This is a genomic window from Paenibacillus sp. RC21 (genome assembly GCF_044907935.1).
Taxonomy (GTDB): Bacteria; Bacillota; Bacilli; order Paenibacillales; family Paenibacillaceae; genus Paenibacillus; species Paenibacillus terrae_A.
This window is the reverse complement of the sequence record NZ_JBIYCS010000004.1, coordinates 256,516-270,383: the sequence shown is the minus strand read 5'-3', so window position 1 is coordinate 270,383 and position 13,868 is coordinate 256,516. Positions and strand designations below refer to the sequence as shown.

General features: G+C 52.6%; 14 protein-coding genes. 13 read left to right on the top strand and 1 reads right to left on the bottom strand.

Going from position 1 to position 13,868, the window contains the following annotated elements:
* Positions 1-34 precede the first annotated feature (34 nt).
* The 9 genes from ABIA61_RS14785 (at position 35) to ABIA61_RS14745 (ending at position 9,249) form a co-directional block, all read left to right on the top strand.
* Positions 35-1,144 (top strand): sirohydrochlorin chelatase, encoded by a 1,110-nt coding sequence (locus ABIA61_RS14785; protein ID WP_404519387.1) that lies wholly within the window; start codon positions 35-37, stop codon positions 1,142-1,144.
* Positions 1,141-1,920, top strand: coding sequence for a precorrin-6A reductase (gene cobK / locus ABIA61_RS14780; RefSeq protein ID WP_283653666.1), 780 nt, complete (start codon positions 1,141-1,143; stop codon positions 1,918-1,920). The genes ABIA61_RS14785 and cobK overlap by 4 nt, the downstream gene beginning before the upstream one ends.
* Before the next feature lie 147 nt (positions 1,921-2,067).
* The gene (locus ABIA61_RS14775; RefSeq protein WP_014278561.1) at positions 2,068-2,712 is read left to right on the top strand and encodes a precorrin-8X methylmutase; all 645 of its coding nucleotides are present in this window, start codon (positions 2,068-2,070) and stop codon (positions 2,710-2,712) included.
* Positions 2,713-2,786: 74 nt separating this feature from the next.
* On the top strand, positions 2,787-3,932 hold the full coding sequence (locus tag ABIA61_RS14770; RefSeq protein ID WP_404519388.1) for a cobalt-precorrin-5B (C(1))-methyltransferase: 1,146 nt from the start codon (positions 2,787-2,789) through the stop codon (positions 3,930-3,932).
* The gene (gene cbiE / locus ABIA61_RS14765; RefSeq protein ID WP_404580931.1) at positions 3,925-5,181 is read left to right on the top strand and encodes a precorrin-6y C5,15-methyltransferase (decarboxylating) subunit CbiE; all 1,257 of its coding nucleotides are present in this window, start codon (positions 3,925-3,927) and stop codon (positions 5,179-5,181) included. The genes ABIA61_RS14770 and cbiE overlap by 8 nt, the downstream gene beginning before the upstream one ends.
* Positions 5,182-5,213: 32 nt before the next feature.
* On the top strand, positions 5,214-5,930 hold the full coding sequence (gene cobI / locus ABIA61_RS14760; RefSeq protein WP_283653664.1) for a precorrin-2 C(20)-methyltransferase: 717 nt from the start codon (positions 5,214-5,216) through the stop codon (positions 5,928-5,930).
* Positions 5,927-6,721, top strand: a complete 795-nt coding sequence (gene cobM, locus ABIA61_RS14755) for a precorrin-4 C(11)-methyltransferase (RefSeq protein WP_134912100.1) — start codon at positions 5,927-5,929, stop codon at positions 6,719-6,721. Before cobI ends, cobM begins: the two co-directional genes overlap by 4 nt.
* Positions 6,714-7,802 (top strand): cobalt-precorrin 5A hydrolase, encoded by a 1,089-nt coding sequence (locus tag ABIA61_RS14750; RefSeq protein ID WP_404580930.1) that lies wholly within the window; start codon positions 6,714-6,716, stop codon positions 7,800-7,802. The genes cobM and ABIA61_RS14750 overlap by 8 nt, the downstream gene beginning before the upstream one ends.
* The gene (locus tag ABIA61_RS14745; RefSeq protein WP_404580929.1) at positions 7,795-9,249 is read left to right on the top strand and encodes a cobyrinic acid a,c-diamide synthase CobB; all 1,455 of its coding nucleotides are present in this window, start codon (positions 7,795-7,797) and stop codon (positions 9,247-9,249) included. Before ABIA61_RS14750 ends, ABIA61_RS14745 begins: the two co-directional genes overlap by 8 nt.
* 174 nt (positions 9,250-9,423) lie before the next feature.
* On the opposite strand, the gene ABIA61_RS14740 is transcribed toward ABIA61_RS14745, so the two are convergent.
* Positions 9,424-9,873 (bottom strand): AbrB/MazE/SpoVT family DNA-binding domain-containing protein, encoded by a 450-nt coding sequence (locus tag ABIA61_RS14740; RefSeq protein WP_283653660.1) that lies wholly within the window; start codon positions 9,871-9,873, stop codon positions 9,424-9,426.
* 431 nt (positions 9,874-10,304) lie between these two features.
* Here ABIA61_RS14740 and ABIA61_RS14735 point away from each other — a divergent pair, with 431 nt between their 5' ends.
* From ABIA61_RS14735 to ABIA61_RS14720, 4 genes are all read left to right on the top strand, one after another.
* Complete coding sequence (locus tag ABIA61_RS14735) at positions 10,305-10,943, top strand: ThuA domain-containing protein (RefSeq protein ID WP_404580928.1); 639 nt, start codon at positions 10,305-10,307, stop codon at positions 10,941-10,943.
* 102 nt (positions 10,944-11,045) lie between these two features.
* Positions 11,046-11,405 carry a phasin family protein gene (locus tag ABIA61_RS14730; RefSeq protein WP_283653658.1) on the top strand — a complete coding sequence of 120 codons (360 nt, stop codon included), beginning with the start codon at positions 11,046-11,048 and terminating at the stop codon, positions 11,403-11,405.
* A gap of 1 nt (position 11,406) precedes the next feature.
* Complete coding sequence (locus ABIA61_RS14725; protein WP_283656338.1) at positions 11,407-13,077, top strand: ABC1 kinase family protein; 1,671 nt, start codon at positions 11,407-11,409, stop codon at positions 13,075-13,077.
* 23 nt (positions 13,078-13,100) lie between these two features.
* Complete coding sequence (locus ABIA61_RS14720) at positions 13,101-13,673, top strand: hypothetical protein (RefSeq protein WP_404519392.1); 573 nt, start codon at positions 13,101-13,103, stop codon at positions 13,671-13,673.
* The last annotated feature ends 195 nt before the right edge of the window (positions 13,674-13,868 follow it).

Sequence of the window (13,868 nt, the reverse complement as noted above, 5' to 3'; positions counted from 1 at the left end):
TCATCCCTATTTTGATGAGGAGGAAAATACAGCAGTGAATGCAATATTGTTGGTTGGACATGGAAGTCGGGACCCGGAGGGGAACCGGGAGCTGCTGGAGTTTGCACAGGCGGTGGCAGATCGTGTGCCGGATATGTGTGTGGAAACCTGTTTTTTGGAGTTGACACGGCCCAGCATTGCTGAGGGTGTGCAGGCATGTGTGGAACAAGGGGCGACGCGAGTCGTGCTTGTTCCGATTATTCTGTTCGCGGCGGGACATGCCAAAATTGATATTCCGATGGCGATTGATCGTGCGAAGGCTAAATATCCTCAGGTGGAATTTGTATATGGACGTCCGATTGGCGTTCACGAAAAAATTGTCAGTATTCTGCAAAGTCGCTTGAAAGAGGCACGTCCGGTTGCGGTTCCAGCCGGTATGGATAGCGCTGTGGAGGCTTCTGCCGAGGTGACGGATGAAGAAACGGCTGTGCTGGTGCTGGGACGCGGAAGCAGCGATCCGGATGCGAATAGCGACTTTTTCAAAATTACCCGTATGCTGTGGGAAAAACTCCCGTATACGTGGGTGGAGAGCAGCTTTATCGGTGTGACTCAGCCTTCTTTTCCAGATGGTTTGGAGCGTTGTCTGCGTCTGGGTGCCAAAAAAATCATCGTGCTTCCATACTTTCTGTTCACAGGTGTGCTGATTAAGCGTATCGGAGAAATGACGGAGGAATTTGCGGAGTCTCATCCTGCATTACAAGTGGAAATGGGCGGATATTTTGGGTTCCATCCACAATTGGTCGAGCTAGTGCTGGAGCGTGCCAACGAAGGCTTGGTTGGCAAGGTGATGGCCAATTGCGATAACTGCCAGTTCCGTCTGGAGGCGCAGGAGCACCACCATCATCACCACGACCATGATCACGATCACGGACATGACCACGATCATCACGATCACCATCATGATCATCACGACCATGACCACCATGCACATGGACACGATCATCATCATGAGAAACACTCACATGATCACAACCACGAGCATGAGCATGTACATGCGCACAGCCATGATGACCATGATCATGAACACCACCACGATCATGCACATACGCCGTCTGTGGTGAACGGAAGCGGCATTTCTGGCAGCGGGCAGGTGAAGGGCTCATGATATTCATGCTATGCGGAACGAGCGATGCTCGGGAACTGGCGCTGCAAATCCGTGACAACGGCTTCAAAGTATTGGCCTCCGTCGTAACAGAAAGCGCGGCAGCGAGCCTGTCCGAAGTGGGGCTGGACGTACGTACAGGTCGAATGACAGCCGATGAAATGGCAGCAGTGGTTCGGGAACAGGGAGTACAGGCTATCGTTGATGCCAGTCATCCTTTTGCAGAAGAAGCACATGCGAATGCTATGACAGCCGCCCGCGAGTCCGGGGTTCCTTATGTTCGCTACGAGCGGGCAGGGCTGGTGTATGACAATCATCCGCTGCTTCACATCGTACCCTCCTATGAGGAAGCCGCATTGGAAGCGAAGCAGCTCAAAGGCTCAGTAATGCTTACGACAGGCAGCAAGACGCTCGGCACGTTCACCAAGCATTTGCTCGAAGACCCGGAGATTCGTTTGGTTGCACGTATGCTCCCGCGTCTGGACAATATGGAGAAATGCGGCGAGCTAGGCATGGAGCAAAAAAATATTATCGCCATGCAGGGACCTTTTTCCCGCGAGATGAACGAGGCATTGTACAGGCACTTCGGCACGACGGTGATGGTGACCAAGGAAAGCGGACGCACGGGAGCGGTGGATGAGAAGGTTCAATCTGCCCTGGAGCTGGGTATTCATGTCATTTTGATTTCCAGACCGGAAGTGGAATTTGGCACCGTATTTGATCATTTTGACGGAGTGATCGACGCACTGCGCACAACCAAAATGGACCCTTCGATCTGAACTATGACCCTGTGAATCTGATCGATCCGGGTAATTAACAACCCAGTCAATCCGATAAATCCAGAACTTTTTCTGACGTGTATTTAAAATATAGTCATCTTAAAATGCGTATATAAACTAATTTTCCATAAAGGAGTAGTCGAAACGATGGATTTTAAAACAGATTTCAAACCGCTGACGGTGCAGCCGCAGGAGATTGAGGGCAAAAGCTTCGAGATGATCACGGAAGAACTGGGAGAGCATCCTTTTACAGAAGCGCAATATCCAGTCGTTCAGCGCGTTATTCACGCGTCTGCTGATTTTGAGCTGGGCCGCAGCATGGTGTTTCATCCGAAAGCGATTGAAGCCGGGGTTGCAGCTATTCGCGCAGGGCAGCAGGTCGTTGCTGACGTGCAAATGATTCAGGCGGGACTCAGCAAGGATCGTATCCGTCAGTTTGGCGGGGATGTGCATGTGTACATTTCGGACCCGGACGTGATGGAAGAAGCAAAAAGACTGAATACGACACGCGCCATTATTTCGATGCGCAAAGCGATTCAGGCAGGTGAAGGCGGTATCTATGCGATTGGTAATGCGCCGACAGCGCTGCTGGAGCTGATTCGTCTGGTGAAAGAAGGAGCGGCCAAGCCCGGCCTGATTATCGGGATGCCAGTCGGTTTCGTATCGGCGGCAGAATCGAAGGACGAGCTGCGCAAGCTGGATATTCCGTTCATTACGAACATTGGGCGCAAGGGCGGCAGTACCATCGTCGTGGCGGCATTGAATGCAATCTCCTTAATGGCTGTCCGCTAGATGCGGTTGCCCGTTTGCTGTATCATGAAATGAATTGGAGCATGATCAGCATGAGAGGTTAAGGAGGAATTGGCATGAAAAAGGAAGCGGCGTCCGCCGACAGACCCAAACGGATGAAAAGTGGTGAAGCCCCCGCGCCGGACAAGCCGATGCGGTCAGGCTTTACAACCGGAGCCTGTGCGGCTGCGGTTGCCAAGGGAGCGGTGCAACTGCTCATCACGGGCATTCCGCCGAAGGAAGCGGTGATATCGCTGCCAGCGGGTTTCGATCATGCGTTTGAGCTGATCGAGCCTGTGCTGAACGCGGACGAGGCTTCCTGCACGACGATCAAGGACGGCGGCGATGACCCGGATGCGACGCATCAGGCGAGAATTATCGCGTCTGTTAGCTGGCGGGAGGAACCGGGCATTGAGCTCGACGGCGGTATCGGCGTGGGGCGGGTGACGAAGCCTGGCCTGCCTGTACCTGTCGGGGAAGCAGCGATCAATCCTGTGCCGCGCCGGATGATTACGGAGGCCGTCACAGGCGTGCTTGAGGAGCACGGATCGGCCAAAGGTGTCCGTGTCGTCATCAGCGTGCCGGACGGCGAAGAAATCGCCAAGAAGACGCTGAATGGGCGACTTGGTATTCTTGGCGGTATTTCCATACTGGGTACGCGAGGTGTGGTGGTTCCATTTTCCACATCAGCTTATAAAGCGAGTGTCGTGCAGGCCATATCGGTTGCGCAAGCGATGGATTGCAAGGAAATTGTCCTGACCACAGGCGGTAGCAGTGAAAAATATGCAATGCAAATGTACGATCAGCTGACGGAAGAAGCTTTTATTCAGATGGGTGATTTTGTCGGCTTTGCGATCAAGCATGGAAAACGGCTGGGAATGAAGAAAATTATTCTCGTCGGCATGCCCGGCAAGCTGTCGAAGGTCGCTCAAGGTGTCATGATGGTTCATTCCAAGAGCGCCCCGGTGGATTTTGGCTTTTTGGCCGAGGTCGCGCGTGAAGCGGGTGTGGACGAGTCGCTTGCAGCAGCGGTGGCCGAGGCAAATACAGCTACCCAGGTGGCGGATATGATGACCGAGGCGAATGCGCTGAGCTTTTTTGAAAAGCTGTGCACCTATGGCTGTCATCATTGTCTGGAGCATGCAGGTGGTGGAATCGTTGTAGAAATGGTACTGGTAACGATGAAAGGGAATGTGCTGGGGAGGGCGAGAGTCGGTGAGTAGAGTGATCCGTGTCATTGGTATCGGTGAAAATGGAGGGGCAGGTCTGTCGCAGGAGACGCTGGAGCGAATCGAGCGTGCGGACGTGCTGGTTGGCGGAGAGCGCCAACTGGCCTTTTTTCCGACAGCCGCAGGGGAAAAACGAACATTAAAGAGCGGCTTTTCCGCCGTGGTGGAAGAATTGGGACGTTTGCGTGAGGCCAAGGATATTGTCGTGCTTGCGTCAGGCGATCCGCTTTTTTTTGGCATCGCAGGGTATTTATCCGCCAAGCTGGGGGCTGAGCATCTGGATATTTTGCCTCATCTCAGCTCGGTTCAGTTGGCGTTCGCGCGTTTGGGCGAGAGCTGGCAGGATGCGGTGCTGGAAAGCGTACACGGTCGTCCGATGACCGGACTGGCGCAACGGATCGACGGACAGAACAAGGTCGCGCTGCTGACGGACGACCGGAATCATCCCGTCGCAGTCGCTGCCTATCTGCTGCATTACGGCATGACAGAATACGATGCCTTTGTCGGCGAGTATTTGGGCGGACCGGATGAGACATATCGGCATTATACGCTGGAGGAGATGGCGCAGGGAGAGTTCCAACCCCTGAATGTGGTTATTTTGCGCCGCCGTAAGGGGGCGGACGTGCCTGCGATTCGTCGGGGATTTGGCTTTGAGGATGCGGAATTTCATCAGCGCAAGCCGGAAAAAGGGCTGATTACGAAGCGCGAAGTGCGTGTATTCAGCCTGTCCGAGCTGCGTCTGACAGAGCGAAGCATCGTATGGGACATTGGCGCAGGCTCTGGTTCTGTAGCTGTGGAGTGTGCGCGGCTGGCGAAGTACGGGCAAGTGTTTGCCATTGAGAAGAATGAAGGCGATCTCGCCAATGTGGAAGCGAACAAGATTAGATTTCGCACCGATTTTCCGGTCATTCACGCCAAAGCGCCTGCCGGACTGGACGAGCTGCCAGACCCGGATGCGGTGTTTATCGGCGGGAGCGGGGGAGAGCTGGCAGAGCTGATTCGTCTGTGTGCTTCCCGTCTGCGTACGGATGGACGAATCGTAGTGAATGCTGCAACGATTGAGACGCTGCATGATGGCATGAAGGCGATGCAAGAAGCGGGGCTGGAAGCCTCGGTGACGTTACTGCAAACAGCGCGTAGCAAGCCGATTTTGAATATGACGCGTTTTGACGGACTAAATCCGATATATGTTATTACAGGGCGGCCGTCGGTAGAAGCGGCTGACGAGGTAGCAGGGGAGTAATTTGCTAGATCAAAGAGGGGGAGAGAGACAGCATGAATACGGCGGCAACAGGAACACTTTACGGCGTAGGCGTGGGGCCGGGTGATCCCGAGCTGATTACGGTCAAGGCGTACCGTATGCTTCAGGAATGCGCAGTTGTGGCTTATCCGAAAAAACGTCGGGGAGGCAAATCGTATGCCCATGAAATCGTGGAGCTGTACGTAAACCCGGAGGAAAAAGAGATGCTGGGGCTTATTTTCCCGATGACCAAGGACCCGGTTGTGTTGGAACGGGAGTGGAACAAAACGGTGGTGGCCTGCTGGGAGGCTCTAAGTCAAGGCAAGGATGTAGCCTTTGTCACCGAGGGGGACCCGAATTTGTACAGTACCTTTATTCACTTGGCGCGTCTCATGAAGGAGCTTCATCCTGAGGTGCCGATTGTATCTATTCCGGGTATTTCCTCTGTGCTGGGAGCAGCGGCGGCGCTGGAGTTGCCTTTGGCAGACGGAGATCAGCAGGTCGGTATTATTCCGGCTACCCATGATAAGGAAGCGATGAAGCGGGCGATTGAAAATCACGATACGGTCGTGTTTATCAAGGTTGCCAAGGTGCTGGATCTGATTTTGGATGTGCTGGATGAACTGAATCTGGGGGATCGGGCGTCTGTCATTACCAAGGTCACTTCTCCTTATGAAATGGTATGGCGTAACGCGCGCGAGCTGCGCGGACAGGAGCTTGAATATCTGAGTCTGATGGTGGTGAGCAAATGAGTTTGGAGCCTAAAGTATATATTGTAGGAGCGGGGCCCGGCGATCCTGAGCTGATTACCGTCAAAGGCTCAAGAATTTTACGTACGGCAGATGTGGTGCTGTACACGGATTCACTTGTGAACGACGAGCTGATCGCCACGGCCAAGCCAGAGGCGCAGGTGCTGCAAAGCTCAGGCATGGATCTGGAGCGGCAGGTCGAAATTATGAGCGAAGCTGTGCAGGCAGGACGCAGTGTAGCTCGTGTACATACGGGGGACCCGGCAGTGTACGGCGCCATTTTGGAGCAAATGGTGCTGCTGAAGCAGCGCGGAGTCGCTTACGAAATCGTGCCGGGTGTCAGCTCGGTCTTCGCTTCTGCTGCCGTACTTGGCGCAGAGCTGACTGTGCCTGACCTGACGCAGACCGTCATCCTGACACGTGCGGAGGGCCGCACACCTGTACCGGATCGGGAAAAGCTGCGCGACCTGGCATCCCACCACTGTACAGTGGCTCTATTCCTCAGTGCAACGTTGGCGAAGAAGGTTGTTGTCGAGTTTCTGGCGGCTGGCTGGAGCGAGGACACGCCTGTAGCGGTTGTGCAGCGAGCAACCTGGCCGGACCAAAAGATCGTGCGCACGACGCTCGCTCAATTGCCAGCCGATCTGCGCGCAGCGGGAATTACGATGCATGCGATGATTTTGGCAGGCTGGGCGCTGGACCCTGGTCTGGTAGACAAGGACGCGCATCGTTCCAAGTTGTATGATAAGTCGTTCACCCACGGCTACCGGAAGGGAGTGAAGCCCGGTGAGTAATCCATTTGCCGCTGTGGCGATCACGAAGCACGGAGTGGAGATGGTTCGTAATTTAGGAGCCAGCTTTCCGGGAACGGATGTGTATTACATGTCCAAGTTTGAGCGGGGCGACGAGCAGGAGCGCGGTATTGAATTGTTCGAAGGCTCGGTTAAGCTGATTTTGCCGGATTTATTTAAGCAATATAACGGTATTATTTTATTTATTTCCCTCGGTGCGGTCGTCCGTATGATTGCGCCGATTTTAGTGGATAAAAAGGTAGACCCGGCGGTGGTCGTCATTGATGATCGCGGGGAGCATGTCATTAGCGTACTGTCCGGGCATTTGGGCGGTGCCAATGAACTGACCCGTCATGTGGCTTCGGTACTCGGCGCACGCCCGGTAATTACGACTGCATCGGATGTGCAGGGCACGATTCCGGTGGACATGTTCGGTCGGGAATTGGGTTGGGTGGTCGACAGCTTCGACAAGGCAACTCCGGTAAGCGCGGCTGTTGTGAATGAGGAGCCTGTGGCGCTCGTGCAAGAGACAGGCGAACGGAACTGGTGGCGTTATGACAAGCCTGTGCCTGCCCATATCAAGGTATATGCTTCGATGGCAGAAGCTTCACAAGAGCCGTTCAATGCCGCATTGGTCGTTAGCGACCGTCTGCTGGAGCCGGAGGAAGAGGAACGGTTTCTGGCTAATGGTGTGCTGTATCGTCCGAAAAGTCTGGTGCTCGGCATCGGCTGTAATCGGGGGACTGCTGTGGAGGAGCTGGAGGCTGGCGTGCTGGACAGCTTGAATGAGCTTCGCTTGTCAGTGAAAAGCGTGCGCAATATTGCGACCATTGATCTGAAAAAGGATGAAGAGGGTTTGCTTGCCCTTTGCGCCAAATACGGCTGGGAGCTGGTGACGTACATCCCGTCAGAGCTAAACACCGTACAGCTTCCCAATCCATCGGAAACGGTCTTTAAGTACACAGGAGCGTACGGTGTCAGCGAGCCTTCAGCGCTGTTATCCTCCGGTGCAGATCATTGGCTGCTGGAGAAGAAAAAAAGCGGCAATATGACGATATCCGTAGCACGGGTATCTTATGACTGATCGCAATAAGCAGGATGTGCGAACAGCTCAGTCCTCTGTTGCACACAGAAGTCGTATTGTCGTGGCTGGAACGGGCAGTGGCTCGGGCAAAACGACCGTCACCCTCGGGCTGATGAAGGCTTTTTCCGATAGCGGCCTGCGGGTGCAGGGTTTTAAGTGCGGGCCGGATTATATTGATCCGACCTATCACACCGCCGCGACCGGAACGCCTTCGCGTAATCTCGATTCATGGATGACCTCGCCGGATACGGTGCGTGAAACCTTTATCCGTGCCTCCGAAGGTGCGGATATTTCCGTGATTGAAGGCGTCATGGGGCTTTATGACGGCAAGGACCCGCTCAGCAACACCGGGTCGACTGCCGAAATCGCCATGCTGACGGATAGCCCTGTGCTGCTGGTCGTTGACGTACGTAGTATGGCACGAAGCGCGGCCGCTATTGTACTGGGTTTCCAGCGTCTGGAGCCGAAGCTGCGCATTACGGGTGTGATCGTGAACCGCTGCGGAAGCCAAGGGCATTACGGCATCGTCAAAAAGGCGATCGAGCAGGAGTGCGGCATCCCCGTGCTCGGCTGGCTCCAACGTGACGACGGTCTGGATATTCCCGAGCGTCATCTGGGCTTGGTCCCGGCTGTTGAGCGCGGCGAACTGGAGCCGCTCTTTCAACGGGCAGCAGAGCTGATCCGCGCAGGCACGGATTTGGCCGCGCTGCGGGTACTGGCGGACTCGGCTCCGCCGTTGTCTCTGCCAGTGCAGCCGTTATTTGCCCCGGATCGGCTTTCGTCGGAGACGCAAGCCGACGCCGGGGAACGTCCGGTCATTGCCGTTGCCAGAGATGCGGCGTTCAATTTTTACTACCCGGAAAATTTGGATTTGCTGCGTCAGTCGGGAGCTGAACTTTCCTTTTTCAGTCCGCTGGCTGGAGAACGCGTACCTGAGCAGGCAAGCGGCCTATATCTGGGCGGTGGTTTCCCCGAGGAGTTCGCCGCTGCCATTGCTGCGAATACGGGCTTTCTGGAAGATATCCGCAACGCGGTGAGTGGGGATATGCCTGTATTCGCCGAATGCGGTGGTTACATGGTACTGGCACGTACGCTTACAGATCGTTCCGGTGCTGTGCATAGCATGGCGGGGGTCATCCCGTCCGATGTGCGAATGCAGGACAAGCGGGCCGCGCTCGGCTACCGGGAAGCAACTGCATTACAGGATTGTCTGTTGCTGGAGGCTGGAGAGACAATCCGGGGACATGAGTTTCATTATTCCGTGATGGTCTATGATGAATCAGCCTCCCCGTACCCTTATGCCTATCAAACCAAGGGGATGCGCGGGCTCCAGAGCGAAGGCTATGTGAAGGGGAACCTGTTGGCAGCCTATACACATATCCACCTCGCTTCTTTTCCCAAGGCGGCAGTACGCTGGGTGGAAAAATGCAGGGCATTCGGTCAGTAATCCACCATCTGGCAACCATCGCAACTATAGTTCCTAACAGGATAAAAGAACAACTTCATGTGTACGCCAAAAAAGCCGGGTTCCTTGCTGACAAGGGTCCGGCTTTTCTAAACTTAGGTAAGATTCAACCTTACATAACATGGAAGCGTATTCATTACTTTTTTGGTGATTTACTCACATGAGCTTCTTCAACTGGGAAATCCTTCCCTGACTCACGCCTAGCATAGAAGCGAGTTGTTTTTGTGAGGATGCTGGATGCTCTTCCATAAGCTCTCTCATTTTTTCCAGAATAACATCTGTACGCTGATAAATCTTTTTCATATGCATATTTTGCTTGATTGGAGTCAAATTGGTTTCTGCCACCGTGACCGGAAGCAAATCTTCCGTTTTCATTGCTGCTGTACATTCGTCGCAAATAAACTGGTCTTTAAAATAAGTGTTCGTATCAACCGCACCGCAAAATATGCAATTGGTTGATTTGTACTTACGGAGCATGAGTGTCTGGTCTTCAATAAAAAACTCTAATGGATCGCCGATGTCAATCTCCATCGTCATGCGCAACTCTTTAGGAAGCACAATTCGTCCCAAGCTGTCCAAAGGCCGGGTCATTCCAGTCCTCTTCATTCATGCAACCTCCCCGGTTTTTAAGATTCATAGAATGTATAAGTTTTAAGAAGAGCTTAACAATTCTATAACCGCAAGCATAAACTTCTTACTAAAAAGCGATCCAGCCTTTTTTAGAAAACACATGAACACGCTTTTTTTCTTACGAGTATACCATAAACCGATGAATTCGCCAGTGTTCACGCATATAAATTTTTGAATATGTTTATTCCGATCGAATATATATGCTATAATCTTCTGCTAAAGGATTTAATAGCCCGCCTGTAGAATTATTTATATATGCCATAGCTCGGGCGATGATGGCGGTGTTATGCGCAACGGGTGAGGGCTAGTTTAAATTTTTGAGCCCAGAGACGACACAAATAAGAACAAATGACACGGGACATCGCCTTTAAAGTCCTTATATACAGATTAGGCAAGGAGGATTCATCATGGAAAGAAGAAAAGCATTGTTGTTAGGAGATTATACGTATCCGGAGTTTCACCCGCTACAAGGGGTGGACGGAGAGATTAGCCATATTTTACAGGATTGGATGACAGTACAATGCAGCGAGAATCGTAAAATGCTGCTCAAGGAAAACCTGGCCTCATTTGATTTATGCATCTCATACTGCGATAGCCGCAAGGAGGTTCTGTCTCCCCAGCAAACAGCAGGGTTGCTGTCCTACGTCAGTGGCGGGGGTGGACTGCTCGTGCTGCACAACGGAATTACGTTGCAAGGCCGATATGAAATTGCACAGCTCATTGGGGCGCGTTTTTTGCGGCATCCTGTTGCGGGCCAGTTGTCCTTCAAGGTGATGGAGCCGGACCACCCGATTATGGAAGGGATTGAACCGTTTGAGATCGAGGAGGAGCCGTATCGGTTTGACTTTGATCCGTTTACTGAAAAAACACTGTTGATGGAATACGAATACGAGGGCCAATGGTGCCCAGCAGCATGGTCGTTGTCCTATGGCTTGGGTCGGGTTGTCTATTTGATGCCTGGACACAATCAGCCAAGCTTCCAGCATGAAGGGTATCGAAAGTTGATTCTTCAGGCTGCCAAGTGGGCCGGACGCTTGCGGGGCTAGTATAACTGATGTCTTCTAACTAGGGAAGGGGAGCTGCGGACTTTATGCGGTTCCCCTTTTCGGGTTATACTATAGGAAATCACAGGTAGGGGAGGATATATCATGAGCGATTTGTTCAAAAAAGCCATCTCATTGGGATGGGGCCTCACCATTGTCAGCAAAGAAAAGGTGGAAAAAGCCGTCGAGGATCTTGTAAACCGGGGAGAACTTGCACCATCGGAATCCAAAGCGCTGGTCGATCGTCTGATCGAACGGGGCACAGAGGAACAGGGACAATTCAAAACGGCAATCCGCGAGCAGGTTAGCCGCATTTTGCAGGAGCTGGACGTACCTACCGAAAATGATGTCGCAAGTTTGGAGCAACGTGTGGCATCCCTGGAAAAACAGGTAGCGGAGCTGGAAAAAGAAAAGGCAGCGCTTACGGGTTCGAGCGATGCTGAAGAAGGGAACCGACTGGATTAAAATGGCGGTTCGTATAAAGCACGCCGGTCGTTACCGGGAAATTGCCATGGCGCTGGCGCGTCATGGCTTTGGCTATATGGTGGAGGAAATAGGCCTGTTCCAGCTATTATCGCTGCCCCGTAAGTGGCTGATGAGAGAAACGCCAGAGTCCAAAACGCTGGGCGAACGGATTCGGCTGGTGCTGGAGGATCTGGGGCCTGCGTTTATTAAGCTTGGGCAGTTGGCAAGTACGCGCGCAGACCTGTTGCCGGAGCCGATTATCCGTGAGCTGGTCAAGCTTCAGGATCAGGTGCCGCCTTTTTCTGCTGAAACAGCACGCGGCATTTTGGAACAGGAGCTGGACACGTCATTGGAGGATATTATGACCCGTTTTGACGATGTTCCGCTGGCTGCTGCTTCCATTGGTCAGGTGCATCTGGGTAAGCTGCACAGCGGAGAACTGGTCGCCATTAAAATCCAACGGCCTGGCGTGAACCGCATCATTCGTCGGGATCTGGATATTTTGCGGGAACTGACTGCAATAGCGGTCAAACGCTGGGAATGGGTGGGACGCTATCAGCTTAGCCAGATGGTGGAGGAACTGGGCAGATCGCTTATTCAGGAACTGGATTACAACCATGAAGCCCGCAATACGGAGAAAATCTCGCTCCAGTTCGAGCAGGACCCGCATATCCATATTCCGAAAATATATTGGGACCATACCTCTTCACGTGTGTTAACCATGGAGTTTTTGGATGGTACCCATCTGGGCAATCGAGAAGAGCTATTACGTCGTGGATATGATTTGAAGGATCTGGCACAGCGGCTGGTAAACAGTATGCTGCATCAAATCTTTATTGAAGGTTTTTTTCACGCCGATCCTCATCCGGGAAATTTGCTTGTCCTGAAAAATGGCAGTCTCGCTTATTTGGACTTCGGCATGACCGGGCGGCTGAGTGAAGAGATGAAGAATCATCTTGCCTCGCTTATTATCGCGCTGATGCGCAAAAATACCGATGCCATGGTTCGGGCTATCGAACGGCTGGGGCTGGTTGAGCCAGATACGGATATGAACGCGCTGCGTGCCGATCTGGATAAGATGCGCGAAGATTACTCGGATGTTCCGTTCTCGCAGGTCAGCATCGGGAATGCCCTGAACGACCTGTTCGGCGCAGCACAGCGGCACCGGATCGGCCTGCCTTCAGACGTCTTGCTGCTCGGCAAATCGCTGCTGACGCTGGAAGGGGTCATTGAGCATCTCGACCCTGATCTTAGCATTCTTGCTCTGGCGGAGCCTTTTGGCAACAAGCTGTTAAAGGAGCGCTTTAGCAGTCGCCGTATCCGGGGCAAGCTGCTGGGCGGTGCGACCGAGCTGGTCGAGACGCTGATGGAGCTTCCAGGGCAGGCAAGGCACCTGGCTTCGATTATCAGCAAAGGCAAGCTCAAGCTGGAGGTCACCGTGCCGGAGCTGGAAATGCTCTTGCGCAGGCTGGATCAAATCAGCAATCGCCTGTCGTTCAGCATCGTACTGCTGGCGTTCAGCATTATTATGGTCGGCCTGATTATCGGTTCATCGCTGAATCATCAGGCGACTGTGCTGTGGAATGTGCCTGCGATTGAGATTGGCTTTGTCGTCGCTCTCTTAATGGTTGCTTTTTTGCTGTATTCTATTTTTAAATCAGGAAGATTTTAGATACCCATCGGAAAGGATGAGCCATGGATAATCATGAGATCAACACCATCCCCATTCATAGTTTCCAAATCACCGATGTGCCGTGGCACCGTCTGACGACTCCATATGGCAGGGGTAGCGAGCTGCCGCAATTGATATCGGACGGAAAATATGATGACATTGCTAATCTGATTGAGCATCAGGGCACATTGTGGCAGGTTACGCCATGGGCGTTGCTCTTTTTATTAAGAAATATGCATGCGAGAAAAGCGGATGATATCACGCTAGAAGAATTAGAGTGTTATCACGCAGTTATCGGGGCATTGGACATGCAAAATGCACAAGCCGATTCACAGAAGTCTGTCGAATCCCTGACCATGCTGTTGGATGAAAAATATCTGTGGCCAGAAGACACCGATCCTGAAGAAGATGAATTGGAATGGGAAGAGGAAGAAGCGCGAGGCTATGATCCGGTGGCCTTTTGGAGCTATTACGATTATAGTTATCGGTTATTGAAGCGGGCATTACCTGACTTTGAGAGCATGCTCCAGCATAGCTCCGACCCGGATATCTCTGACGCCCTATTGGAGCTTGTACGGGAATTGCGAAAATTTTAAATATAAGAAAACGAATTAAACGAAGGAAACACGCGATATTCCAAGGAAACGCCTGTTTTCTTTTTCTAAATAGCCTCTTACCTGACTCGTTTCTGCGAACCCCTTACGTTATAATGATGGACTGAATATAACGGGCGGGTTCGTGTGAGAGAAACGAGCCGAATCATAGGAGAGCCTATGCGATTGGCCGCTGGA